This window comes from Pseudomonas sp. 44 R 15 (assembly GCF_900004965.1).
Taxonomy (GTDB): Bacteria; Pseudomonadota; Gammaproteobacteria; order Pseudomonadales; family Pseudomonadaceae; genus Aquipseudomonas; species Aquipseudomonas orientalis_A.
This window is the reverse complement of the sequence record NZ_CVTU01000102.1, coordinates 20,384-45,791: the sequence shown is the minus strand read 5'-3', so window position 1 is coordinate 45,791 and position 25,408 is coordinate 20,384. Positions and strand designations below refer to the sequence as shown.

The 25,408-nt window shown below is 61.6% G+C and carries 23 protein-coding genes; 9 read left to right on the top strand and 14 right to left on the bottom strand.

What is annotated here, in order from left to right; genetic code table 11:
* The first annotated feature begins 23 nt into the window (after positions 1 to 23).
* Positions 24 to 476, top strand: a complete 453-nt coding sequence (locus tag BFP93_RS17830) for a hypothetical protein (protein ID WP_065886625.1) — start codon at positions 24 to 26, stop codon at positions 474 to 476.
* On the opposite strand, the gene BFP93_RS28570 is transcribed toward BFP93_RS17830, so the two are convergent.
* The 5 genes from BFP93_RS28570 to BFP93_RS17805 form a co-directional block, all read right to left on the bottom strand.
* A complete protein-coding gene (locus tag BFP93_RS28570; RefSeq protein ID WP_122463611.1) occupies positions 473 to 1,579 on the bottom strand; it encodes a glycoside hydrolase domain-containing protein in 1,107 nt (368 codons plus the stop codon). The two genes, BFP93_RS17830 and BFP93_RS28570, sit on opposite strands and share 4 nt — an antisense overlap.
* 84 nt (positions 1,580 to 1,663) lie before the next feature.
* Positions 1,664 to 2,239 (bottom strand): hypothetical protein, encoded by a 576-nt coding sequence (locus tag BFP93_RS17820; RefSeq protein WP_065894062.1) that lies wholly within the window; start codon positions 2,237 to 2,239, stop codon positions 1,664 to 1,666.
* Between the two features lie 9 nt (positions 2,240 to 2,248).
* Entirely contained in the window at positions 2,249 to 2,908 is a 660-nt protein-coding gene (locus tag BFP93_RS17815; protein WP_065894061.1) for a hypothetical protein, read from the bottom strand.
* On the bottom strand, positions 2,905 to 3,570 hold the full coding sequence (locus BFP93_RS17810; RefSeq protein WP_065894060.1) for a hypothetical protein: 666 nt from the start codon (positions 3,568 to 3,570) through the stop codon (positions 2,905 to 2,907). The genes BFP93_RS17815 and BFP93_RS17810 overlap by 4 nt, the downstream gene beginning before the upstream one ends.
* Before the next feature lie 120 nt (positions 3,571 to 3,690).
* Positions 3,691 to 4,305, bottom strand: coding sequence for a hypothetical protein (locus BFP93_RS17805; protein ID WP_065894059.1), 615 nt, complete (start codon positions 4,303 to 4,305; stop codon positions 3,691 to 3,693).
* A gap of 575 nt (positions 4,306 to 4,880) precedes the next feature.
* Here BFP93_RS17805 and BFP93_RS17795 point away from each other — a divergent pair.
* Together BFP93_RS17795 and BFP93_RS27650 are read left to right on the top strand one after the other, a co-directional pair.
* Positions 4,881 to 5,153: an antitoxin of toxin-antitoxin stability system gene (locus tag BFP93_RS17795; RefSeq protein WP_065894057.1), complete on the top strand. Its 273-nt coding sequence runs from the start codon at positions 4,881 to 4,883 to the stop codon at positions 5,151 to 5,153.
* Between the two features lie 2 nt (positions 5,154 to 5,155).
* A complete protein-coding gene (locus BFP93_RS27650) occupies positions 5,156 to 5,449 on the top strand; it encodes a type II toxin-antitoxin system RelE/ParE family toxin (RefSeq protein ID WP_083203129.1) in 294 nt (97 codons plus the stop codon).
* A 117-nt stretch (positions 5,450 to 5,566) separates the two neighbouring features.
* Here the strand turns inward: BFP93_RS27650 and BFP93_RS17785 are convergent, their stop codons facing one another.
* Complete coding sequence (locus BFP93_RS17785) at positions 5,567 to 7,147, bottom strand: glycosyltransferase family 39 protein (RefSeq protein ID WP_065894055.1); 1,581 nt, start codon at positions 7,145 to 7,147, stop codon at positions 5,567 to 5,569.
* A 191-nt stretch (positions 7,148 to 7,338) separates the two neighbouring features.
* On the opposite strand from BFP93_RS17785, the gene BFP93_RS17780 reads away from it, so the two are divergent.
* The 5 genes from BFP93_RS17780 to BFP93_RS17760 all read left to right on the top strand — a co-directional run bounded on the left by BFP93_RS17780 (position 7,339) and on the right by BFP93_RS17760 (position 12,268).
* Positions 7,339 to 9,501: an outer membrane assembly lipoprotein YfiO gene (locus BFP93_RS17780; RefSeq protein ID WP_065894054.1), complete on the top strand. Its 2,163-nt coding sequence runs from the start codon at positions 7,339 to 7,341 to the stop codon at positions 9,499 to 9,501.
* Positions 9,498 to 10,202: a DUF3142 domain-containing protein gene (locus BFP93_RS17775; protein WP_065894053.1), complete on the top strand. Its 705-nt coding sequence runs from the start codon at positions 9,498 to 9,500 to the stop codon at positions 10,200 to 10,202. The genes BFP93_RS17780 and BFP93_RS17775 overlap by 4 nt, the downstream gene beginning before the upstream one ends.
* Before the next feature lie 70 nt (positions 10,203 to 10,272).
* Complete coding sequence (locus tag BFP93_RS17770; protein ID WP_065894052.1) at positions 10,273 to 10,962, top strand: hypothetical protein; 690 nt, start codon at positions 10,273 to 10,275, stop codon at positions 10,960 to 10,962.
* Between the two features lie 14 nt (positions 10,963 to 10,976).
* Complete coding sequence (locus tag BFP93_RS17765; RefSeq protein ID WP_083205689.1) at positions 10,977 to 11,663, top strand: hypothetical protein; 687 nt, start codon at positions 10,977 to 10,979, stop codon at positions 11,661 to 11,663.
* Positions 11,660 to 12,268: a serine/threonine protein phosphatase gene (locus BFP93_RS17760; protein WP_065894050.1), complete on the top strand. Its 609-nt coding sequence runs from the start codon at positions 11,660 to 11,662 to the stop codon at positions 12,266 to 12,268. Before BFP93_RS17765 ends, BFP93_RS17760 begins: the two co-directional genes overlap by 4 nt.
* Positions 12,269 to 12,390: 122 nt before the next feature.
* Here BFP93_RS17760 and BFP93_RS17755 read toward each other — a convergent pair whose 3' ends face one another.
* The 8 genes from BFP93_RS17755 to BFP93_RS17720 all read right to left on the bottom strand — a co-directional run bounded on the left by BFP93_RS17755 (position 12,391) and on the right by BFP93_RS17720 (position 23,651).
* The gene (locus tag BFP93_RS17755; RefSeq protein ID WP_065894049.1) at positions 12,391 to 13,833 is read right to left on the bottom strand and encodes an efflux transporter outer membrane subunit; all 1,443 of its coding nucleotides are present in this window, start codon (positions 13,831 to 13,833) and stop codon (positions 12,391 to 12,393) included.
* Entirely contained in the window at positions 13,830 to 14,888 is a 1,059-nt protein-coding gene (locus BFP93_RS17750) for an HlyD family secretion protein (protein ID WP_065894048.1), read from the bottom strand. The genes BFP93_RS17755 and BFP93_RS17750 overlap by 4 nt, the downstream gene beginning before the upstream one ends.
* A gap of 15 nt (positions 14,889 to 14,903) precedes the next feature.
* On the bottom strand, positions 14,904 to 16,439 hold the full coding sequence (locus tag BFP93_RS17745) for an MFS transporter (protein WP_065894047.1): 1,536 nt from the start codon (positions 16,437 to 16,439) through the stop codon (positions 14,904 to 14,906).
* Positions 16,440 to 16,661: 222 nt separating this feature from the next.
* Positions 16,662 to 17,591 (bottom strand): LysR family transcriptional regulator, encoded by a 930-nt coding sequence (locus BFP93_RS17740; RefSeq protein ID WP_065894046.1) that lies wholly within the window; start codon positions 17,589 to 17,591, stop codon positions 16,662 to 16,664.
* Between the two features lie 60 nt (positions 17,592 to 17,651).
* Positions 17,652 to 18,518 (bottom strand): TauD/TfdA dioxygenase family protein, encoded by an 867-nt coding sequence (locus BFP93_RS17735; RefSeq protein ID WP_065894045.1) that lies wholly within the window; start codon positions 18,516 to 18,518, stop codon positions 17,652 to 17,654.
* Positions 18,519 to 18,747: 229 nt separating this feature from the next.
* The gene (locus BFP93_RS17730) at positions 18,748 to 20,112 is read right to left on the bottom strand and encodes an HlyD family type I secretion periplasmic adaptor subunit (protein WP_065886609.1); all 1,365 of its coding nucleotides are present in this window, start codon (positions 20,110 to 20,112) and stop codon (positions 18,748 to 18,750) included.
* Positions 20,102 to 22,258 carry a type I secretion system permease/ATPase gene (locus BFP93_RS17725; protein ID WP_065894044.1) on the bottom strand — a complete coding sequence of 719 codons (2,157 nt, stop codon included), beginning with the start codon at positions 22,256 to 22,258 and terminating at the stop codon, positions 20,102 to 20,104. Before BFP93_RS17725 ends, BFP93_RS17730 begins: the two co-directional genes overlap by 11 nt.
* Positions 22,259 to 22,298: 40 nt before the next feature.
* Positions 22,299 to 23,651 (bottom strand): TolC family outer membrane protein, encoded by a 1,353-nt coding sequence (locus BFP93_RS17720; RefSeq protein WP_368943714.1) that lies wholly within the window; start codon positions 23,649 to 23,651, stop codon positions 22,299 to 22,301.
* A 343-nt stretch (positions 23,652 to 23,994) separates the two neighbouring features.
* Between BFP93_RS17720 and BFP93_RS17715 the strand changes: the two genes are divergently transcribed.
* Positions 23,995 to 25,408 (top strand): retention module-containing protein (locus BFP93_RS17715; RefSeq protein ID WP_141687988.1); only part of this gene is annotated, 1,414 nt, incomplete at its 3' end.

The following is a 25,408-nucleotide window of genomic DNA, read 5'->3' as shown; positions in this document are numbered from 1 at the left end:
TGGCATTCTGAACGGCGGACACCATGGGCAATTCAGCAGAACCGATAACCGACACGGATGTTGCGGCGCGCCAGGAGGCGCTGCGCCTCGATTTTGCGGTGAGCCTGAACGAGGAACACGTCACCTTGCAGGTCGCGACGCAGGTCGCATCAATCGCGCTGGGTGAGCGCACCCACCATTACAGCGTGCTGGCGCTGGCCAGGCATCGCTTGCGTGACGCCGAACGCGGGCTGGACCTCTCCAGCCAGGGATGGATCGAGACGGCGGAGCTGGCCCAAAGCCTGGGCATCGACGAGGCGCACTTGAATATCCACATTTTTCGCGCCCGCACCCAGTTCCGAAGGGCCATCGCGGCCACCGGCCAGGCACCCGAGCTGATCGAGCGGCGGCGTCGCGAATTGCGCATTGGCAGCCTGTACTTTCAGATCACGCGGGGTTCGGCACTGGAGGGCCGCTTCTGGCCGTCAACCCACTAGGATGGGAGCAGGGCGGGCCACAATTGCGGGTACCCGCCCTTGTTATCGGTGGTCGCATAGTTCGAATCAATCGCTATCGGCAGCTTGCTCGAGACTGCTTTGGGCGGGATCGACTGCACCATTTGGTAGCCGCGCCCCGGAATGTCCGGCACGCTGCTGATGGATTTCCAGTAGGCCTGGAACGGCAATTGGTAGAGCTGCTCGCCGCTCAGTCCGCTATTGGCGCCGACATAGAGGCCGGGCGAGTAGCCCGCGTCTTTCACAGCCAGGAACCAGGCATTGCAGTAGTCAATCACCGCCTGCGCCGCGCTTTTGATATTGACGTTTTCCAGGTCCATCCAGACGCTGACGCCGTGGGGTATGCCAACGGTCTGGGCGTGGGCCACGGCGTATTGCCCATACTCTTTGCCCAACGCGCCGGTCGGCGACCAGGGGTAGAAGCGCACGTGCTGCACCGGCATCAGCCCGAGGCCGTGTTGTCGGATAAGCAGCGCTTCGTCGGCACTCAGATCGCCTTTGTTCGCGTTGTCCTCATGGGAAAGGTAACGCAGGCAAAACCCGTAATGACGCGAAACAAACTCCAGCACCATCTTTTCATCCAGCACGCTATCGGTATCAAAACCCTGGAGCGGTGGCGGCACGGTGGCCTTGCTGTTGCTCGGGGCTGGGTGGCCGCTCAGGTGCTCTGCAGCCCCCAGGCAGCGAACGCCTTTGGTGCGGTCGGCATAAATGCCGTTGCAGCCGGTTTTGATGTCGGTGAGTGTCGAACTGCGATTTTTTGCCTGGTTGAAGTATTGCTGTATGCCGGCCCAGATCGCGGCGGTGCCGCCCTTCAGTTGGCCGCCGGTACACGCATCCAGGCTCAAGGGCGCGCTGCGGAGTGCGCCGCTCAATGTCGAAAACGTGGCGGCCTGGATGGCCGCCAATTGGTCGAGAGTGCCTGGCAGGCTGCAGTTGAAGTGAGCGCACCAGGACGATCCGTCACTCATCCGCGCAATCATTCCTACGCCAATCGAGCAGTTATCGGTACCGATGGAATGCCCGTAAGGGACTTGGCTCAGCGCCCCCTGGACGACGCGTTGGTTCACGGCAATAGCAGGCATGTGCGTTCCTCGTACGGGGGATCGGGGCTGAACCCTTGGAGCAGGTTGCGCGCCAGCCAGCCGGGCTGGCGGCGCCCTGGCCGTTTATGCCGGCACTCCTACCACCAGGCTGGTATAGCCCATCTTTGTCAGCCGCTGGGGCAAGTCTGCAAGCACCAGTCCCAATTGCACGACACCGATGTTGGAGTCGTAAGCGGTATACGTTAAGGGCACATCCGCTCCGGGAGTGGTTGAGGGAGTAATCAGAAAGCCCAGCACGTGCACATTGTTGCCGGCCCAAATCTTGGTTCCTGCTGGATACGTTGGCAGTGCTGTAACGAAGGCGGCAGGCAGGACGACGCTGGCGTTGGCGATAGACAACTGCGCTTCCTTCGTTTGACTGTCCAGGCCCAGCAGTGTGATCAGTTGCCCGGCTGCTGTGATCTTGACGGCGTCGACCAGGTTCGAGAGGCCGTAAACCTGCGGGCTGTTTGGATCGTTGAGCCAGTAAGTGGTCAGCAATGAGCAGAATTGATTGACGTAAAACCAGTTGGAGCCGGGGGGCTGCGTCTGAATGAGGTACTCCACCGCGTCGGGGTCCGTGGCATCCAATGTGGCCATGTCGACGAAGAGCGTGGGATTTGGCGTGGTAATGGCGCCGATGCTGATGTGATTAGTCATGTTTTTTCCTTATTGAGCGGGACGGTAGCGATCAATGCATGGCGGGGAAATCCCGCTTTTGGCGCCTGGGTGCCAGTGATGGTGTTCATCCAGATAAAAACTCAGCGCGTAGACGTCAGCGGGAAAATGGACCCTCAGCGTCGGGTGGTGGCGACTGTGGTCGACCACGCTGGCGGCGCCGACATGGTTGGCGGCCGCTATGCAGTAAGCGGGGGTGAAGTCGTATTGCCGGGATGTCATTGCAGTGCTCACCAAAGTACCGGCACCGTCCATGCAGGTTCCGATCAGGTAGGTGTGGTCGGGCACGTTGTCCTCGACCGCGATGGTCCACGGACCCGGCGCCACCGCGCGGGTGCACGACTCAAAACTGGGCGCGTTGTTGTCCAGATTGAACAGCACGCCATGGTCCACCCCCAAGTCGACGACGCACTGGCCGCTGGCGGTAAAGGGCATGGGCGACGGGTGCTGGGAATGGGTCGACCAGATGAAACTGGGCTCGGCGTGCCACATCAGCAGCGCGTGGGAACCGGCCGGCACCAGGCTGGGGCTGGCGATCCATACCAGGGAGGCGATGCGCTCGTCCTTCGTGACGGCAGCCTGGTAGACGAAGAAGGTCCAGTCGCGGTCGGAGGCGTTTGCCAGGCGCAGGCTATAGATCGGTGCCTTCATGGCTGGTTCTGCCTGAACTGATTGGGCGACGGTTCACCGGTACTGAGCGTCCACTCGTTTTGCGCATCCAGGACCGCCGTCATGGTGCAGACCTGATCAGGAAAGCGTATGCGTGCCGGCAGGTTGAACTGGGCTGGATGCAGGGGCGCATTGGGTTTGAGGTCATAGGCACCGAAGCTGATCCAGTAGGCCAGCTGCGCCTTGCGCGCCGGCGTAAATACAGTGGTGATATTCGGGCCGGCGTTCACACTGAGTGTGGCGCCGCCGTGCATGCCCAGGCCTGCGCCTGGAGCCAGGGTGGCGATCAAGCTGCGGTCGCCCTGGATGATCAACTGGCCACTGGGCGCGGGTTCGGGACGCTCGCGAAATTCGTAACCAAAGTGCGTTTGGGCAAGTATTACAGCACTTCCCATCTCGGGCTCGGCGCTGGCGAATTGGCAACTGCTGGTGGCCTCGCTGTCATCGAGCCAGACAAAATCGTAGTCCAGACACCACTCAAAACAAACCACCACCCCCGGATTGGCCCCGGCGACGCGCCACGCATGCTGGCGCACGCCCTGCTGATTACAGGCGGCGTTGGCAAGGTCGTGATACAGGCACGCTTGGCCACTGCGTAGTGATTGATTGACAAACCACAGCGTGTAGTGGGGGTTGCTGGGCATAGTGTCTTTTCCGAAGCTGAGGGCGTAAACCGATCACGGGCAAGGCTGGCGCTACGGCCAGACCCGCCCGCCACCGGCGACGGCAGCGCCAGGGCTACCCGAACGCCGCCGCAATGCCGCTTAGGCGCTCACCCAGCGGTTGTCCGTACCCAGGGCGTAGGACAGCGCATAAATGTTGTCAGGGAAAATCACTTGTTGGGTCGGATTCACCGTAGTGACATCGAGAACGGTACCGACTTTGACTTCGAAACCGGCAGCGATGTAGTAGGTCGGCGTCGGGGTGAAATGGTGAGTCAGGTTCGGGCCCGCCTCCATGACGAATGCAGCAGAACCGCCGACGCTCATGCCCACCGTGAATTTTTTGTTGGGCACTGAGTTGTCAGCGGTGATCACCAGCGAACCGGAGGGGCTGCCTTTGGCCGGAGAGCTGAAAGACGGCGTGTTGGCGTTGTTGGAAAACTTGATCGTGTTGCTGTCGACCAGGTCGGCGCCGACGCAATCCGAAGCGTTGAAGGTTACGCCTGGCGTCACCTCGCCGACCGCGCCCCATACGAAGCCGTAGTCGATCGTCCACTCGAAAGTGATTTGAGTGCCTTGAGCGATAGTGAAGGGGCTGGCGAACCACGCCAGCGAGAAGATGTTGCTGGCGGACTGATTCGGTACCGTCTGGTAGACGTAAAAAGTCCATGGGTTCACAGAGTTGTTTTTCAGGGTCAGCTGATAAGGGTTAGCCATGTTGATCGTTCTCCACGTGTGCCATTGAGGGTACGGCCGCTGGTCGCGGTGATGGTCCGTGGGAGGAGTATTGGCAGGTTGAGGGGGTGGGGGTATTACAGGACATTACATCGCATTACAGGGAGCGTGCGGCCGACCCGCAAAACATCAGCGGCTGACCGATCACTCTCTCGTGATGGACTGCCGGCCTCAGGCCTGCTGCGCGGCCGTGACCAAGTGATGGAGGTTCTGGCTGTGCGTTTTGGCGGTAAGGGTTTCCAGCAGCTCAGTGCCGATACGGATGCGGCTGCGGGCTGTTTCGTGGAGCAGGTGCGAGGGGGCGAAGGTGTTGAAGGCCAGGACAGGGACGCTGGTTCGGTTGGATTTGAGTCGAGTGAACTGTTCAATTGGGTAGATGTACGGATCGCCAAATCCGATTGCCGATGTGCGGCGACGAGGCGGACGTTAGGGTGATGATTGGGGCTGTGCAACCGGCCTGATGATTACGACCGTCAGTCACCTCACTTCATGTCGCCCCACTCATACGTAATGACGATGTATATACTTCGTCCATACAAAATTGGAGGGACTTGTACATGTCCAAATTAGCCGTCTTCACACTGAAACTCGAATCGGAGTTGCGCGACCAATTCATGGCGGAATGCGAAGCCTCTCATCGCCCGGCATCGCAAATCGTGCGCGAAATGATGCGTAAGTTCGTACAGGCGCAACAGGAATCCAGAGAATATGACGAATTCTTACAGCGCAAAGTCGATGCCTCGCGCGCATCCATACAAGCGGGCCGAGAGATTTCCAATGAAGCTTTGGAAGCTGAATTCGCGGCAAGGCGCGCTCAAGTAGATAACTAGGAATGAGGGTCGCCTGGACACCCGAAGCAGGGCAGGACCGTCGAGATATCTGGGATTTCCTATTCGATAAAAACCCACAGGCCGCTGCCGATATGGACCGGCGTTTCAGTATTGCAGCGGCTGGCTTGGCCCACAATCCGGAAATTGGCCCCTTGGGTCGGATCTCGGGCACACGCGAAGTCATTCCTCACCCGAGCTACCGCCTGGTTTATCAACTTGAGCCAAGCGTGGTGAGAATCGTAGCTCTGGTGCATACCGCTCGCCAGTGGCCTCCCGAAAGTGACACGCCTGATTGATGCCTTAAGCGCACGGGAGCTGAATGCTCCCTGGTCCGCAGTGACGGCGTGAGGAACCGCCAGCCGATCAGCATTTTTTACGCCACCGCCAGACACTCCAGACCTTCACGCCTTCGTCTAGCGGCAGCCTTCAGGCTGCGGCGCCGGCACATTGCACAACACAAACAACCGCGCCCTGGCACCACCGCCGTCCTGGCGACTGAGTTCGCGCCAGCCGTTCGGCAGCGGCGCGAATTCATCCGGCGCTTCGTTGCTGCTGATCAACCATACCCGCCGCGTTTGGACAGGCAGTGCTGACAGGCGATCCAGATAGATGCGCCCACCGTCCTGGTCCACCAGCGTGCCGAAGCCATAGGCATTCGGTCGCGTCGAGGTGCCGTCGGATTTGGGCGGGGTGTAAAGCTGCAACTGCGCGTCGGTCTGGTCGTAATACACGTAGCTGAGGTACCACATCATGTCGCTGAGGACGATGCGATCATCCTCCTGGTAATTTCGATTGACGAACTCCACCGGCACGTTGAATTGATCCTGCTCATCCACCTCGAAGTTGTTCTTCAGGCCCAGCAGTTCCATGCCCACAAACAGCACCAACAGCGCTGCGCCCAACCATGACAGGCGTGACGGCAAGCGGTCGATGGCCATCGCCAGGACGATCGGCAAACCCAGGGCGTACACCGTGAGATAGCGCTCGATAAAGACCGGCGAGATAAACGACACGCCATACACCAACAGCAACGGCAGCAGGAAAAACAACGCAGGCAAACGAGCCCCGGGGTTGCGCCATGCCGTCACCCAGACCACCGCTCCCAACAACAGCGGAAAGGTCCAGAACAGCGGCGCCCAGAAATCAACGCCTTCATCCTGCAACACGAACTGCCAGATCATCGAGGGCAGGGACAGCAGGTTGACCGGCTCTTCCCAACCAATGTCCCCGCCTACCTTGAGTTGTTCGACGTGCTGCACCAGGTCCAGAAGGTTCGGCAGCCAGGGCAGGTACAACACCACAATCGTGGCGTTGGCCACCCACCATGCCGGGCGCGTGATCAGACGCGGGCCTGGCGAGTGCAGCCCGAGGTACGCCCAGTGCACCACCACACACAGCGCGGTGAAATAATGGGTGTAGAAACCGGCGCTCATCAACAGCACATAAGCGGCCAGGTAAAGCGTGCGCTCGGGCTGGCGCAGCCAGTAGACCAACGCCAGCGTCGCCCCCAACAGCCATACGCCGAGCAGCGAATACATGCGTACTTCCTGGCTGTAGCGCACCGCCGTCGGCAGCAGCGCCAGCAGGATGCCGGCCAGCAGCGCGGCGCGACGGGTGGACAGTTGCCGCGTCAGCCAGATCCCCAGGCCCACCACGACGGCACCGGGGATGGCGCTCATGCTCCTGATCGACCAGATGCTGTCGCCAAACACTTCGATCCAGCCGCGCAGCAGCACAAAATACAGCGGCGGATGCACATCGTGGGCGGCGTGAAACCACAGGTCGGCCAGCGCATATTCGCTGAGCAAGAGGCTCGAGCCTTCGTCACCCCAGATCGCCGCCGACGTCAGGTGGTAGAACCGCAGGACCATGGCCAGCGCCAGGATCGGCACCCACCAGAGGCGGCTGAGCCACCCGGCGCCGTCCCGGGTCAGGCGATTGAACGCAGGCAAGACCCGGACTTTTTCATTTTGCTCTACCACCGACCGACGCATATCGACTCCGTTACGACTGCCCTCTACAGGACAAACCCTGCGCATGCGCAAACACCGCCACTTTAGGCCAAAAGCGGTGGGCCCGTTGCTGGAATCAGACAAATCAACAATTTGCGTAGGCCTTCACCGAAGCACTCGTAGGATCAGGCTATGATTGCCCTCCTCCACGGACTCAGGATCAAGGAAACGTTATGCGCATCGGTTTGCTGTCACCTCTGGCTCTGGCCTTGCTGGCCGTTATTCCCCTGGCGGCCCAAGCCAGTTCCGACGACTCGTGCTACCCCGACTGGCGGGTCTCGCGTGACAGTCTCGAACCGTGCAGCAACCAGCCTTTCCTCAGCCCGGGCAACGATAGCCGGGTCAACCTGCGCCTGTTGCTGGCCGATAAAAAAGCAGCGCCGCTGACGCCCAATGCCTTGGGCGAAGACGACTTGGCCCAAGGGTTCGGCCCGGTGCCGTTTCCGGTGTATCGCCTGATGCCGATTCCAGCCGCGAGCGATGAGCCCGATAACCAGGCGGACGATTCACGCACTGCCGAGCTCGACACCCTGCTCCAGCCGCTGGGCATCAAGCGCGATGAATACAAAACCGCCGGCGAAGCCTTCCTCAATGGTGAAGGCAGCCGCTGCCGCAGCAACAATGACGACAGCGCCACGGCGTTTATCAGCCAAGTGATCAAGGCCGATATGCCGCCGGCTGAGCGCGACGTATTGGTCAAAGCCCGTTTGCAGCTGCTGACAACCTGCGACTGGGACGGCCAGGTGGTGGACGCGCAGTTGACGCCCTCGGCCAACGCCCAACTGTTTCGCACTTATTTGCAGGCCGCCGCTGACTTCTACAGTGGCCGCTTCGGTGACGCCGAGCGCGGTTTCGCCGCCGCCGCGACCAGCGATGCACCCTGGCTGAAGGAAACGGCGCTGTACATGACCGCGCGCACTTCGCTGAACCAGGCCCAGGCCCAAGCGTTCGACGAATACGGCATGCCGCAGCGCGAGCAGGTGGACAAGCCCGCGTTGAACCACGCCGAACAAGGCTTTCTCGCTTACCTGAAAACGTATCCACAAGGCGATTACGTGGCCTCCGCCCGTGGCCTGCTGCGCCGGGTGCACTGGCTGGCGAACGACGATGCCAGGCTTGCCGAAGACTTCACCTGGCAGCTGACCGAGGCCACCGACGCCCAGCGCAATGTGAGCGTGGACGAATTGGTCGAAGAAGCCGACCTCAAATTACTGATGGCCGGCAACACGTCGACGAACAGCCCAATGCTGCAGGTGGTCAGCGACCTGATGGCGATGCGTGCCCACACCCCGCCCCTGTTGAGCCGCGCAGACCTCGACAAGCAAAAGAGCACCTTCGCCAACGAGCCGGCATTGTTCGACTACCTGCAAGCGGCGTATGCCCTGTATGTCGAGCATCAACCCGACACTGCCCTCAAGCATCTGCCGGCGGACGTGCCGTCAACCCTGGACTATTTCGCCTTCAGCCAGCAAACCCTGCGCGCCCTGGCCCTGGAAGCCAAACAAGACTGGGCAGGTGCGCAAGCCCTGTGGCTGCAACTGCTGCCGCTGGCCAGGCAACCGCTGCAACGCGACCAGCTGGAGCTGGCCCTGGCGATGAACTACGAGCGCAGCGGCCAACTGGCCAAGGTATTCGCCGCCGACTCGCCGATCAGCGCCAAACAGGTACGTTACATCCTGCTGCGCAACGTCGCCGGCCCCGACCTGCTGCGCCAGCAGATCGCCAATGCCAGCGACCCGACCGAACGCCAGAGCGCGCAATTCGTGCTGCTCTACAAAGACCTGCTGCACCGCCAGTTCGCGACCTTTGCCGACGACCTCAAGCAAGCCTCGTTGTCCGAAGACAAGCTCGGCACCAGCCTGGGCTACACCTACACCAGCGGCCAGACCTTGAAGCTGTTCCAGTGGAACGGTGACAAGGCCGAATCCGGCTACGCCTGCCCAGGCATCGCGCAAACCGCCGCGACCTTGCAGGAGGATGCAAAAAAAACCCACGCCCTGAACTGTTTCGGTGAGTTCATCCTGCGCAACGGCCTGGACGGCATGCCCCTGGAACAACCTCGCGCCGCCGGGAGCCTGGGCAGCACCGCCTCGGACTTCAAGGGTGAGACCTTCTCGCGCCTGGACGGCTACAAACAGGTGATCGCCAACGCCAAGGCACCGAAAACCGACAAGGCCTACGCACTGTTTCGCGCCATCAACTGCTACGCGCCGGCCGGCTACAACAGTTGCGGCGGTGAAGACGTGGCGCCGGCCGTGCGCAAAGGCTGGTTCCGCCAGCTCAAGAGCGGTTACGCCGACACGCAGTGGGGCAAATCGCTGCAGTACTACTGGTGAAGTCGCTGTGGCTGGGCTTGCTGTTGCTGGCGAGCCCGGCCTTCGGCGCCGTCGACGCCCGTGACTACGACGCCTTCTGGTTGTGGAGCGGTGTCACGCCCCAGCCGGTGCTCAAGCAGGCCAAAACCCTGTACATCCTCCAGGGCCAGATCAACTCCACGCGCCGCGCACCGCAACGCGGCGTGCAACTGATCGCCCAGGGCATGAGCGTGCCGCGCATCACCCAGGGCACTGTCTGGGTGGTCTACCGCGCCCATACCTTGCACTGGCCGGAACCGGTCTACACCCAACTGCTCGGCCAGGTGCAACGCTGGCGTGACGCGGGCAACCCGGTGGTCGGCATCCAGATCGACTTCGACGCCCGCACCCAATACCTGCACGAATACGCCGCCTTCCTGCGCGACCTGCGCCAGCGCCTGCCGGCCGACCTGCGCTTGAGCATCACCGGCTTGATGGACTGGAGCAGCAACGCCGACCCGGCCGCCATCGCCCAACTCAAGGGCGTGGTGGATGAAGTGGTGGTGCAGACGTATCAGGGACGCCACAGCATTCCAGACTATGCGGCCTATTTGCCCCGGATGAACCGGATGGGCGTGCCGTTCAAGGTCGGCTTGATTCAGGGTGGAGAGTGGGAGGCGCCGGGGTATTTGCAGGGGAGTGAGTGGTTTCGGGGGTATGTGGTGTTTTTGCAGAATCGTTGACACGTCGGTTAAATTTATGCAAGAAAGTGTCCTCTGTCCGCGGACAGAGGACACTAACTTTTGGGGCCATATGAAAAGTCAAGACATCGTAGTCCTGTTCAAACTGATCAGCCTCGAATTACGGGCCAAAGGGGAGCGGGTAAAAAAACGGGTGTTTTCTGTGGAGAAAGACGCCGCGGCCCTCGGTTTTCAAAGTCTTGCGGCCTATATTGAAAACTTCGAAACCGTTCAACTTTCAACAATGGATGACTGGCGCGGGTGGGATGACGCAGACGAGGATTCTGAAGAACACGCTTCGCAAAACTACTCTGTGAGAGCGCTGTCTTCAGCTTTGGGTCTGAGCAAAACCGAAGTGTCTTCATCCCTGAATCGTTGCAGGGAAATCGGCTTGATTTATACGAGGCAAATCGATGGAATCCCGCTGGTAAGAAGCACAGCGCTGCTGGATTTGGTTACGCACAGCATTCGCTATATTTTTCCGGTTAAGCCTGGCGCTATCGTCCGAGGCATTCCAACGGCCTTTGCCGCACCGGTATTGGCAGGCAAAGTGATGAGCGGAGGCGACCTTATTCCCGTCTGGCCAGATGCCTACGGAAAAAGCAAAGGGCAGGCAATTACACCGTTGTACAAAACCGTTCCCGGCGCCGTGAAGAAAGACGAGCTTCTCTATCATTTCCTGGCCCTCGTTGATGCCATCCGCATCGGCGGACCGCGTGAGACCAAAGTCGCCGACGCCATGCTGCGGGAGTGGATACTGTGACGTCCAACCGAGCAATGATGCTGCAAATGCTTGAGGAGGTTGCCGAGGCCCTGGGCGAAGAGTTATGTGAGCAGGTTGCCTTTGTCGGTGGATGCACCACTGCCTTGCTTATCACTGACGAATACACCCTGGAGTCGATTCGCGGTACCGATGATGTGGACTTGGTCATTCATCTGACAGGCACCGCTGATTGGTATCGGCTGGAAGAAAAACTCAAACATCGAGGTTTCAAAAACACTGGCCAAGACTCGGTAACTTGCCGTTTACGACTGGGCCAGTTGAAAGTCGATTTCATGCCGACGCAGGAGAACGTCCTAGGCTTCGCCAATACTTGGTTCGTGGGCGGGTTGGAACGCGCCATTGGCTGCACCTTGCCCAACGGAACACGGATCAGAGTGTTCGCCGCACCCTGGTTCCTCGCAGCCAAATTGCAGGCCTATCAGGGGCGCGGTCATGGCGATGTACTGATGTCCAACGACATTGAAGACATCATCGCCCTATTGGATGGCAGGGAAGAACTCATCGAAGAAGTGAAACAGGCGCCTATCGAACTGCGGCATTTCGTGAGCGAACAATTTACGGCACTGCTTGCGTTACCCGCATTTGAGGACGTGATCCAAAGCACCGCCCAGGATCCAGCTCGTACGGCGTTGATTCACGAACGACTGACCGCGTTGATTGGATTCGGAGCAACCGCTTGATCCTGCAATTGAACTTGAGTCGGCAAGGAACCGGCAGGATAGAGAACCGCGATGTCAGCGGCTCGGCACACAATGCTGGCACACACCTCTACGTGATTGCCGACGGCACTTCAAAACCAAATAGTGGCGAATTGGCAAGCGCTTTGAGTCACCACCTGCTTGAGTGTTTTCGCCATGCGCACCCTGTTGTGGTGTCTTGTCCTGAACACGCCCTGATGCTGGTGCTTACTTCCCTCGACGAAGTGCATTCAAACATCTGTCCAGACTTTCCATTGGCGTCCACCAGCTACCTTGTATTGCTGGTAGTTGGTCACACAGCAATCTCCATTCACGCAGGTGATTGCTGCCTGGGCCATCTGGAGAAGTCTCAACGCCTGAACTGGGTGAACTCACCTCATTGCGGCCCAAACTGGAGAGGCGATCTGAGCCATTCGCTCATCGCCAACTCTCCAGCCCGCAAAACACTAGACACGACATGGATCATGGCGACAGATGGATTCTGGGCCGAACTCTCAGCCGAAGATCAGTTCAAGGCCGTCGTAGAACGTACCCTTGACGGGTGCGCAACCGAAGACGACGTCACGTTCATGTTATTGCGTACGTAAAAAAGCTGTTACCAAACGTAGGTTACGCTCGACACCACCTTTGGCCATTCGTCGTAGCAGCAATCCAAATTACTGGAGCACAGCGAGACGCGGGTCTTGTGGGTACGCCCGATTTCCTCCGATCACTGAACAGCCTGCAACGGATACACCGACTCCCACCCTCCTCCCAACGCCTTGTACAAGCCGACCATGGCCAACGACACGCCCGTGGAGCTTTCCACCCACTGTTCCTGGGTCGCCAGCAGCGCGCTTTGCACGGTAAGCACATTGACGAAATCCGCTACCCCTTCGACGTACTGGTGTTGCGCGGTGGTGAGCGCGATCTGGTTCTGGCGCACGGCTTCGGCGAGGCTGTCGCGGCGCAGTTGGCTGGCGTTGTAGCGGGTCAGTTGGTCGTCGATCTCATGCCAGGCGCGCAGCACGGTTTGCTGGTAGGCCAGCGCCGCTTCCTGTTGCTGGGCTTCACGTAAATCGACCATGCCTTGCAGGCGCCCGCCGTTGAACAGCGGCAGGCTCAATTGCGGGCCGAAGGCGAAGGCGCGTGAGCCCCAGGAGCCGAAGTCCGAGAGTTGCAGGGCCTGGGAGCCGAGGCTGCCGGACAGGGTGATGCGCGGATAGAAATCACCCTTGGCCACGCCGATGCTGGCAGTGGCGGCGTGCAAACGGGCTTCGGCCTGGCGGATGTCCGGGCGGCGCTCGGCCAGTTCCGATGGCAGGCCGATGGCGACCTGGCGCTGGGTCTGCGGCACGGCCGCGTCCTTGGACAGCTGCGCGTGCAGGGCTTGCGGCGGCTCGCCCATCAGCAGGCTCAGGGCGTTGATCAACTGATCCTGGCGCTGCTGCAGATCGGGCAGGCGTGCTTCGATGGCGGCGACCTGGGCGGCGGCTTCGGCCACGTCCAGGTCGGTCGCCACACCGTCGGCCAGGCGCAGTTGCGAGAGCTTGAGGCTGTGGCGGGCGACGTCGAGGTTTTGCTCGGTGACGGCGCGGGTGTTCTGTACGCCGCGCAGTTGGATGTAGTCCTGCGCGGTCTCGGCCAGCACCGACAGCAACACGGCGCGGCGGTCGTTTTCGGCAACGTCCAGGGTGGCGTCGGCGGCTTCGATCTCGCGCTTGACCCGGCCCCAGAAGTCCAGCTCCCAGGCAGCGGAAAAGCCCATGTCCCACTGGCTGAAGGCCGAGCGGCCGTTCTCGCCGGAAGGGTCGTTCAAGCCTTTAGCGCTGTTGCGCTTGCGCTGGTAGCCGCCGTTCGCATCGACGTCAGGGTAGCGTTCGGCGGTGGTCACCTGGCGCATCGCGCGGCTTTGTTGCAGGCGGCTGCTGGCCAGCTTCAGGTCGAGGTTATCGCTGAGGGCGCGGCGCGTGAGCGCTGACAACTGCTCGTCGTGGAACACGTCCCACCAGCGCTCCTGCAACGGGTCGCTGCTGGCACGACTGGCTGCCTGACGCCCCTGGGGCTCACTCCATTGGGCCACCTGCGGGCCTTGCGGCGGTTGGAAATCCGGGCCGACGGTGCAGGCACTCAGGCTGATGAGGCTCAAGGTGAGCCAGGCGAACTGTCTCATTGCTGGGCCACCTCAGGGTGGGGCGCGACCGCCTGTGTGTCGACACTGGCCTCCACCGACATACCGACGCGCAAGCGCTCGGTCAGCGGCTGATTGGGCTCCAGCACGATCTTCACCGGAATACGCTGCACCACCTTGGTGAAGTTGCCGGTGGCGTTGTCCGGCTTGACCGCGGCGAAGGTCACCCCGGTGGCCGGCGCCAGGCTTTCCAGGTGACCGTTGAGCACCTCGCCGTCGAGGCTGTCGACGCGCACTTGCACGGTTTGGCCGGCATGCATGTGGGACAGTTGCGTCTCCTGGAAATTGGCCACGACATAGGCCTCGGCCAGCGGCACGACCGCGAGGATCTTGCTGCCCGGTGTCACATAGGCGCCGACCCGTACCGCCCGCTCACCGACCATGCCGTCCACCGGCGCGACGATACGCGTGTAGGACAGCTGATAACTGGCCATTTCCAGTGCGGCCTGGGCGCGCTTGAGCCCGCCTTCGGCGGCGTCACGCTGGGCCGTGAGGATTTCCACTTGCTTGCGTTCGGCGGCCAGCACTGCCGTGGACTTGGCCAGTCGCGCGGTGGCCTGGTCGATGCGGGTCTTGGCTTGCTGGGCGTTCTGCACGGTGCCTGCGCCGACGCCGGCGAGGTGGTTGTAGCGGTTCAGTTCGTGTTCGGCAAACGCCACTTCGGCACGGTCCGCCGCCACGGTGGCCTGGGCCTGGGCAATCACCGAACTTTGGCGCTCCAGGGTCGCGCTGGCGTTTTTCAGTTGGGCCTGGGCGACCAAGGTGTCGGCGTCGGCGGCCTGGGCGGCGGCGCGAAAGTCGCGGTCATCGATCAACGCCAACAGCTGGCCGGCTTTGACGCGCTGGTTGTCCTGCACCAGCACTTCCTTGATGAACCCGGCCACGCGGGGGGCGACCAGGGTGAAATCGGCGGCGACGAAGGCGTCGTTGGTGGTCTGGCGCCGGCTGCCCAGGAGGCCTGGCGCAACCAGGTACACCAGCACGCCGACGGCAAACACAGCGATAACGGAGACGGCGATTTTGTCTTTGCGTTTCATGAGAAATCCTTGGGGTCAGGTCGGTGCGCGAGGCGGAAAAATCCGCGTAGGCATCCAGAAAATCAGCAGGATCAGCGCCACCGCGACACCGGCCATGACGACATACAGATCCGAAGAGGTGAGCACCACGACTTGCGCGTGCAGGCGCTGCGCCAGGCCCGGCGCGTCGCCGTCGGCCAGGGGCGAATTGCCCAGGCGGTCCACCAGCATGGTCGAGTGAAAATGCCCGCGCTGGGTGGTCAGCGTATCCAGCACAGCGGTGGCGATCACGGCGGACAGGCCCTTGACGGTGTTGAACCAGGCCGAGGCGAACGGCCCTTCGATGGGCTGGATACTGCCGGTGGACAGCATCAGCAGCGGCAGCACAGCCATCGGTTGGCCGAAAATCTGCAGCAGGTACCAGCCATAAAAATCATCGCGAATCCACGCCGACGTCAGGTGCGAACTGCCGATGCAGCCCAGCACCAGCATGCCCAGGCCTATCCCCAGCACCCAGCGGCAATCGACCCGGCGCAGGTTGCACAGCGCGGCCACCAGCGGCAGCGCGATCAGTTGCGGCAGCGCCATCAGCAGCATCACCGGCGCGGTTTGCAGGGGGCGGTAACCCTGGACCTGGGCGAGAAAACTCGACGGGATGATGATGACCGAGGTCAACACCATCAACACGCCGGCCAGCACGATCAACGCGAACGACAGGTTGCGCAGGCCGAGCATCTGCAACTTGAAGAACGGCAGCGGCTGCGACCATTCGTTGAGCATGAACAGCACCATCAGCAGCGTGCCGCCACTGAGCAGGAAGGTGATCAGGCCTGACTCGAACCAGTCCAGGCGATTGCCTTGCAACAGGCCGATCACCAGCATGCAGATGGCCGGGAAGCCCAACAGCAGACCGCGCCAGTTGAACTGCTTGAAACGCTCCAGGCGCAGCGGATCCTGCGGCAAGCCGTAGGCCACGGCGGCCATCGCCAGCAGGCAAGGCCCGACGATCTGCCAGAACGCCCATTGCCAGCCGACGTATTCGGTCCACAACGCCGCCAGCGGCGTGCCCAGGCTCGGGCCGAAGGTGGCCGTCAGGGCATAACCGGCCAAGCCGTATAACTTGACGTTGGCCGGCAGGAACCGCAGCGCCACGGTCATCAGCATCGGCGGCAACGCGCCACCGGCCAGGCCTTGCACCGTGCGCAGGAGCAGCAGGCTTTCGTAGTTCGGTGCGAACGGGCACAGGATGCCGAGCAGGGTAAACAGGCCGATGGCACACAGGGTGAAACGGCGCAGCGAGAGCGTCACCGCACACCACGGCGCGAACGCCATCGCCGCCACGGAGGTGGCGGTGTAGGCCGCGACCAGCCAGGTACCTTCGTCAAAGCCGATGTACAGCGCACCACGGATATCGGCGAGGGCGACCTTGGTGACCATCTCGTTGAGGCCGGACACCAGCACCGCCAGCAGCACGCCGACCAGGCCGATGATGATGCGCGGACCGAATACCGGTGGGCTGGGCGCAGTGGGTTTGGCTGCAGCCTCGAAGGCGGGGGCAGCGAGGGAGGTCATGGACAGGTAACTCGGAATAAAGAAATACCCGAGCAGTTTAATCAGGCTCTAGCATGACAAAAAGTTACTTGTTGTCAGCTTATAAGTGCGTCAGACGCAATCCATGATTGGAGGGGCCAAGCCCTCATGTAGGAGCGAGCTTGCTCGCGAAAAACTCACAGGCGCCGTGTTCATTCAGGAAACAGGCGTTATCGTTGACGTTTTTCGCGAGCAAGCTCGCTCCTACAGACTGGCTGAGGGCTGGGCTTCGAGCCAGGTGGCGTGGCAGCTTTCGCGCATGGTTTCGCGCAGCCATTTGTGTGCCGGGTCTTTGTCAAAGCGTGGGTGCCAGGATTGGGCCAATACCAGCGTCGGCAATGAGATTGGCAGCGGGAATGCGCGCAACGGCAGCTTCAGGCGCGTAGCGCTCAGGAGCGCTTCCTTGGGCACCGGCAGCAGCAGGTCGGAGTCGGGCAGCATGAACATCGCACCGTGAAAGCCCGGGGCGATCATTGCCACGCGGCGCTCCAGGCCCTGGGCATTCAACGCGGTATCGATCGGCCCACGGGCGATGCCGCGCCGCGAGATGCTGATGTGGGAATAACTGGCAAACCGCGCGGCGGTGATCTCTGCGTCGAACAGCGGATGATCTTCCCGCGCCAGGCCGACGAAGGTGGTCGAGAACAGGTTCTGCACCTTCACTTCGGGGCTCGCCGGCAGGGTATTGCTCACGCGCAAGTCCAATCGCCCTTCGCGCAGCGCTTCGTCGTCGGTGTCGCCTTCGGGCACGAAGCGCAGTTCGCAGAACGGCGCCACGCGCTGCATGGTGTCGAACAAGCGACCGCCATACACGCCGATGAAAAAGTCATTGGCGCGCACGCTGAAGCGGCGGCGCAGGGTGCTCAAGTCCACTTGATCGGCCGAGCGAAACAGCAACGCCGCCTGCTCCACCACAGTGCGCACTTGGCCTTGCAGCTCCAACGCCTTGGGGGTCGGTACCAGGCCGCGACCGGCGCGTACCAGGATCGGATCGCCGACCGCTTCACGGATACGCGTAAGGGTGCGGCTCATCGCCGCCGGGCTCAGGTTCATCCGCCGCGCCGCGCCCACCACGCTGCCTTCATCGAGCAAGGCGTCGAGGGCGACCAGCAGGTTCATGTCCGGTAGTTGCATGCCAAGCACTCGTGATCGATCGGGAGTGAACTGGGCGCAATCCTATCAGGCTTTACCGGTTCAGAACGGCGCATCGCCCTGGATGGTGGTGCGCAACAACTTACGGCGCAGGTGGCTTGGGCAACCGGCGGCCAGGTGGATCAGCGAGCGGTTGTCCCAGAACACCAGGTCGTGGGGCTGCCACTGGTGGCGGTAGATGTTTTCCGGCAGCACGCTGTGGGCGTAGAGCTGGGCCAGCAGGTCGCGGCTTTCGTCATCCGGCAGGCCGACGATGCGGGTGGTGAAACCTTCGCTGACGAACAGCGCCTTGCGGCCGTTTTCAGGATGGGTGCGCACAATGGGATGCACCACTTCGGCCACCTGGGCGAGCTGTTCAGGGGTCAGGGTCGGGCGCCAGTTACCTTCGAATTTGGTTTCGCTGTAACGCGCGGTGTAGGAATGCGCGGCGCGGCGCCCTTCGACGGCGTTGCGCAGGTGCTCAGGCAGTTGCTCCCAGGCCTTGTGCATGTCGGCAAACAGGGTGTCGCCGCCTTCGGACGGCAGTTCCTGGGCATGCAGCATCGAGCCCAGGCTGGGCAGTTCCTTGTACGACAGGTCCGAGTGCCAGAACTTGCCCGCATCGCCCAGGCCGATGGATTGGCCGTTTTCGATGATGTTGGAGACGATCAGGATTTCCGGGTGGTTGGCCAGCAGGAACTGTTTGAGCACGTGGATCTGCAGCACACCAAAGCGCCGACTGAAAGCGATCTGTTGTTCAGGGGTGATGCGTTGGTCGCGGAACACGATGACGTGGTGGTCCAGGTGCGCGCGGTGGATGCGGGCGAAGTCCTGGTCGTTGACGGGATGGGACAGATCCAGGCCGACGATTTCGGCGCCGACACTGCCGGGGAAGGGGCGGATGTCGAAGGTTTGAAGGGTGGCGGGCATTGGGTTCACTTCCGGCGGACAGGGCAGTGAATTTATAGGCCTGAGAATGGAAGTTTAAATACTGTTAGGGCATATCCATATGCATTGGTGATGCTGAGGGCCCTATCGGGGGCAAGTCGAATCGTCGCACCGCCCCTCCCACACTTGATTTGTGAACACATTTAAAATGTGGGAGGGGCGGTGCGACGATTCGACTTGCACCCGATGAGGCCGGAGCAGGCGATAGAGATCAGCGCTCGTGCAACGCCTCCGCCCGCGCCTTGATGATCGGCTTGAGCAGGTAGCTGAGGATGCTTTTCTTGCCGGTGATGATGTCCACCGAGGCGACCATGCCGGGGATGATCAGCAGCGGTTTCTCATCGGTGCCCAGGTGGCTGCGGTCGGTGCGCAGGGTGATCATGTAGTAGGTGGTTTTCTTGTCTTCATCGGTGATGGTGTCGGCGCCGATGCGTTCGAGCTTGGCCTTCAGGCCACCGTAGATGGTGTAGTCATAGGCGGTGAACTTGACCACCGCTTCCTGTCCAGGGTGCAGGAAGGCGATGTCTTGCGGGCGGATCTTGGCTTCCACCAGCAGGGTGTCGTCCAGCGGTACGATTTCGACCATGTCGCTGCCCGGCTGGATGACGCCGCCGACGGTGTTGACCAACAACTGCTTGACGATGCCGCGCACCGGCGAGGTGACCAGGGTACGGCTGACGCGGTCTTCCAGGGCGCGGCCGGTGGATTCGGCCTTGTTCAGTTCGGTGCGCGCTTCGTTGAGTTGGGTCAGGGCTTCGCTGCGGAATTTGCCACGGGTCTCGTCGATCTTGCGCTGCACTTCCTTGATCGCCGATTCGGCGCGCGGGATCGCCAGGGTGGTGGCGTCCAGTTGGCCCCGGGTTTCCATCTCGGCGCGCTTGAGGCGCAGCACTTCCACCGGCGACACCGCGCCCTGGGCCACCAGCGGCTCGGACATGTTGATTTCCTGGCGTTGCAGGGACAACTGGCTGCGGTACTGGCTTTGCTTGGAGGTGAACTCACGCAACTCCTGTTGGCGCTGCACCAATTGCTCCTGCAAACCGCCGACTTCGTCTTTCAACTGCTGGCGGCGGCTTTCATACAGTGAGCGCTCGTTGGCGGCCTGGCTGGGCGCGGCCTTGAGCACATCGTCGGGAATCGTCAGCGGGCGGTCGTCCACCTGCGCACTCAGGCGCTCGACGCGCAGCTGCATGGCCAGGCGCAGCGCTTCGGTTTCCCCGGCGTTGGACACGAACCGCGTGTCGTCCAGGCGAATCAAAGGCGCACCGGCCTCGACGATCTGGCCTTCCTTGACGTACAGCTCGGCGACGATACCGCCTTCCAGGTTCTGGATTTTCTGCAGCTTGGACGACGGAATCGCCTTGCCGTCGCCTCGGGTCACTTCGTCGATTTCGGAGAAACCCGCCCACACCACCAGGAACACAAAGAACGCGATGATGGCCCAGATGGTCAGGCGGATGACCCGCGGCGCATCTTCGATCAGCGCTTTGTTGACCTCGGGCAGCGGCTGGCCCTGCAGCGAGTCGGAACCTTTGAAGTAGCGCCCGACCGCGCTTTTGATGGAGTTAAGCGACACTGATCTGCCCCTTTTTCAACGCTTCCATGACCACGGCTTTCGGGCCGTCCGCGAGGATCTGCCCACGGTCGACCACCAACAGGCGGTCCACCAGGGACAGCAGCGAGGCACGGTGCGTCACCAGGACGACGGTCTTGTTTTGCACCACGGCATGCAGGCGTTGTTTCAAGCGTTCTTCACCGGTGTTGTCCATGGCGCTGGTGGGTTCGTCCAGCAGCAGGATGGGCGGGTTGAGCAGCAATGCACGGGCCAGGGCGACGTTCTGGCGCTGGCCGCCGGACAGGTTCTGCCCACGCTCGCCAACCTGCAGCTCATAGCCTTGCGGGTGCAGGCGCGCGAATTCGTGCACGCCGGCCAGTTCGGCGGCTTGCAGCACCATCTCGTCTTCAACGTAGCGCGCACCGCTGACCAGGTTGTCACGCAGGGTGCCGGCCAGCAGTTGGATGTCCTGGGCGACGTAGCCGATGTTGTGGCGCAGTTCGCTGACGTCGATCTGGCGCACGTCCACACCGTCCACCAGCAACGCGCCGGAGTCGGGTTGATACAGGCCGACGATCAGTTTGGCCAGGGAGCTTTTGCCCGAGCCGCTGCGACCGATGATGCCGATCTTTTCCCCTGGCTTGATCACCAGGTTGATGTTTTTCAGCGCCGGATTCTGTTGGTTCGGGTAGGTGAAATTCAGGCCCCGGCACTCGATGGCGCCTTGCAGGGTGCGACGGCTCATGGGGCGCTCTTCGAAATTGCGCTCCTGGGGCAGCTCCATCATCTGGTCCACCGAGGTCATGGTGACCTTGGCCTGCTGGTAACGCGTGAGCAGGCCCGACAGCGAGGCCAGCGGGCTCAACGCGCGGCCGCTGAGCATGTAGCAGGCAATCAGGCCGCCCATGCTGAGGTTGCCGTCGATGATCTGGTACACGCCGAACACGATCATGATCACGCCGGCCAGTTGCTGGATCAGCAGGGTCATGTTCATCGACAGGCCCGACAGCAATTTCACCCGCAGCTCGAGCCGGCTCAAAGTGCCGATGGTCTGTTCCCAGCCGTACTGGCGTTCGCTCTCGGCATTGTTGACCTTGACCGCATCCAGCCCGGCGAGGGTTTCGATCAGGCTCGACTGGCGTTCGGCGGCCAGGGCCATGGTGCGTTCCATGGTCGCGACCAAAGGTTTTTGCAGGGCGTAGCCGATCCCCAGCGCAATCGGGAACGCCAGCACCGGAATCCACACCAAATGGCCACCGAGCAGGGCGATCACCAGGAAGATCAGCAGCGTGAACGGCAGGTCGATCAGGCTGGTGAGGGTCAGGGAGGCGAGGAAGTCGCGCAGGCTCTGGAACTCATGGATGTTCTGCGCAAAGCTGCCGACGCGCGCCGGGCGGTACTTCATCGACATGCCGACGATGCGCTCGAACAGGGTGGCGGAGATGATCAGGTCGGTTTTTTTACCGGCCAGGTCCAGGCACAGACTGCGCAGGCTCTTGAGCACCAAATCGAACAGATACGCGCCGCAGATGCCCACGGCCAGCACCCACAGCGTAGAGGTGGCCTGGTTCGGCACCACGCGGTCGTACACGTTCATCACGAACAACGGCGCGGCCATGGCGATGATGTTGATCAGGAAGCTGGCGGCGATGGCATCGGTATACAGCCAGCGCGAACGCTTGAGCGTGTCACGAAACCAGGATCGGGCCCGGGGAATCAGCGTGCCGTGGTTAACGTCGAATTTGTGCTGCGGCTGGGCAAAGAAGACTTTGCCGGTGTAGTCGTCGACCAGCAGCTCGCGCTTGATCAGCACTTCACCGCCATCGCTTTCGCTGAGCAGCACCCGCGCCTGATCATCGCCTTCCCAGCCGAGCAGCACGGTACTGCGCCCGTCCTTGAGCAGCAGCAGCGCCGGTAATGCGATGGCCGGAATCTGTTCGAGCCTGCGTTGCAGCAGCCGCCCCTGCAGGCCGGCCCGCGCGGCGGCACGCGACAGCAACTCGGCACTCAGGCGCTGCGAAGGCAGCGGCAGGCCGGTGGTGAGCATGGCCGCGCTGGCCGGTTTCTGATGCAGGGCGCAGAGTGCCAACAACCCGTCGAGTAACGGGTCGTCGTGCAGCGTGCGTGGATCATGACTGAGGTGAACTCGACTGACTTCGGATTCCACGCGGTGCACTCTCGACTAACAGATGGGGCTATGGGGTGACTCAGTTCATTCCAGGCAGTTGAACTTTGGGCTTCACATCGTTTTGCACGACGGAGGCCATTGGAGCGACGACGCCTTGGCTTTTGAGCAATTCGCCCATGGTCGCCTTGATTCGGTACTGAGTAAATAACTGAATATTCTTGATCTCTTCCAGGCGACGCGAAGCGGTGAACAATTCGTTCTCGCTGTCGAGCAAGTCCAGCAGGGTACGTTGGCCCAGGCTGAACTGTTGCTGGTAGGACGTGCGCACGCGGGTGCTGTGGTCCACGTACTGCTGGGCCACCGGCAGTTGCGCGTTGGCGTTGTTCAAGGCGTTCCAGGCCAGGCCCAGTTCTTCATTGAGCTGGCGCAAGGCGTTGTTGCGGATGTCCAGGGCCTGGTTGGCCTGGTATGACTTCGATTGCAGGTCGGCCTTGTTGCTGCCGCCGGCAAACAGGTTGAAGCGCATGCGCACCATGGCTTCCCAGCCGTTGCTGTGGTTGGCGTCACCGGAGACGTTGTTGTCGGCGTTGGTGCCCAGCTCAGCGTCAAAGCGTGGATAGAAGCTGGATTTGGCGGCCGCGTATTGCTTCTCGGCGGCGGAGATGTCCGACTCGGCCGAGCGCAGCACCGGGCTGTTGTCGAGCATCTGGCGCCGCGCTTCATTCAGGTCGGCCGGGAGCATGGCCATGAACGGCGCCGGGCGCTCGAGCTGGTCGGGCATCTCGCCAACGGCGCTGAGGTAGTTGGTTTGCGCATCCGCCAGGTTGGTCTGCTCGGTGATCAGGTTGTTGCGGGCCTGGGCCAGACGCGCTTCGGCCTGGTCCTGGTCGGCGCCGTTACCGACGCCGCGCTGGGTGCGCAACTTGATCTGATCGTAAATGCGTTCGTGGTTGCGCAGGTTTTCTTCGGCCAGGCGCACGAACTCGCGGCGGGTCAGCACTTCCAGGTAGACCTGGGCAACGGTCAACGCGGTGCGCTCGGACGTACCGAGCAACGAATAGGCACGGGAGTTGACGTTGGCCTGTTGACGCCCGACTTCGCTGGAGGTGGCGAACCCATCAAAGATCATTTGCTGCAGGCGCAGGCTGGATTCACCGCGATTGAGGGTGTCCCAGTGGTTGCCGCCCGTGCCGTTCGCGGCGCGGGTGGAAGCGTTGTCGGTGCCCGCACGGCCATAGCCGGCATTCAAATCGACACGCGGCAGATACCCACCCTGCGCCGCACGCAATTGGTAATCGGCGGCGATGCGGCTGTTTACACCCGCTTGAATTTCAGGATGCACATCCATTGCCTGCTGCATGGCTTGAGGCAGCGTCTGGGCTTGTACAAAGCTGGCGGCGAGAACGAACGGTATTGCCTTGAACAGGTGCAGACGCATTAAAAATTCCCCAGGACTTCTTGTCTCAAATCACAGCGATTGGCGCCGCCGCGTCGGATAATGGCTAGCGTAATGACCGTACGTCGGAAAGTTCAAAAAGCGGAACTGCTTCACACATGTAGGACGGTTCGCCGCATAAATATCAATGTGACATTACGGGGGCGATTGTTTAGGATGGCGACCATAAGGTCAATAGTTTGGCATAAACTAGATAGCTAAAAATTCTAGCCAATAATTTGACGTCAGTAAGTGTTCAGACTACGCCCCCTCCAGTTTGGCCCTCCCTATTGAGCGGCCACATGGAATCATCAGAAACGGATCGCCGGAGAAATATTTAATGAGCAATGTTGTTGCCATCGTCAAAAGCATTGTTGGTCAAGTGTTCGTTATTTCTCCGGAAGGGGCACGCCGTGTTCTGGTTGAGGGTGATCGCCTGTTTGCGGGCGACCAGATTGATACGGGCCTGTCGGGCGCAGTGAGCCTGGAGCTGGCTGACGGACGCACGCTGGACCTGGGCCGCGACACCCAGTGGAGCGCCGACATGCCGGACTCCACCGCCGACCTGGCCGCCGCCACCGAACAGGCCGCGCCGTCGGTTGCCGAGTTGCAGCAGGCCATCGCCGCCGGTGCCGACCCGACCACCGAACTGGAAGCCACTGCCGCCGGCGCCACCGCTGCCGGTAATGGCGCGGCGGGCGGCGGCCACAGCTTCGTGGTGCTGGACGCGACCGCCGGGCGTGTCGATCCGACCATCGGCTTTCCCACCGCCCCTATCGGCCAGGGCACAGCAACGCTGAATACCTTTAATGGTGCTCAAGCTTCTGCAGGTAACGGCAACCTGGCGCTGCAGCCTTCGACCCTGAGCCTGAGCGCCACCCCGAGCATCACCGAAGCCGGGGGCGTGCTGACGTATACCGCCACCGTGACCCAGGCCGGCACCAGCGACTTGACCATCACCCTGTCCAACGGCGCGGTGATCACCATCCCATCCGGCCAACTGACCGGCACCGTCAACGTGCCCCTGGCGCCTAACGACAGCCCGTACCTCGACGCCAGCCAGATCAGCGTCAACGTCACCGGCATCACCGGCGGCAACAACCTGGTACTGACCCTCGACCCTAACCCGGCCGTGACGCAGATTACCGACACCATCGACACCACCACCGTGACCTTGACGGCTGGTTCGAACGTGACTGAAGGTGGCCAGATCACCTACACCGCGACCTTGACCAACCCGGCACAAACCCCGGTGAACGTCACCTTGAGCAATGGCTCGGTGATTACCATCAAGGCGGGGGAATCGACGGGTACTGTGGTTGTCGATACCCCGGCCAATGACGTCTACGTTAATGGCTCGACCGTCAGCACCACTATTACAGGCGCTACCGGCGGCAACTTTGAAAACCTGGTGCCGAGCACGACGCCTGCGGTCACCACCATTACTGATGTGGTCGATACCACCACTGTCACGCTGACGGCCGGTTCCACCGTGACCGAAGGCGGTCAGATCACCTACACCGCGACATTGACCAACCCCGCGCAGACGCCGGTGAGCGTTACCTTGAGCAATGGCTCGGTGATTACCATCAAGGCAGGTGAGTCCACAGGTACTGTTGTTGTCGATACCCCGGCCAATGACGTCTACGTTAATGGCTCGACCGTCAGCACCACTATTACAGGCGCAACCGGCGGCAACTTTGAAAACCTGGTGCCGAGCACCACGCCTGCGGTCACCACGATTACTGATGTGG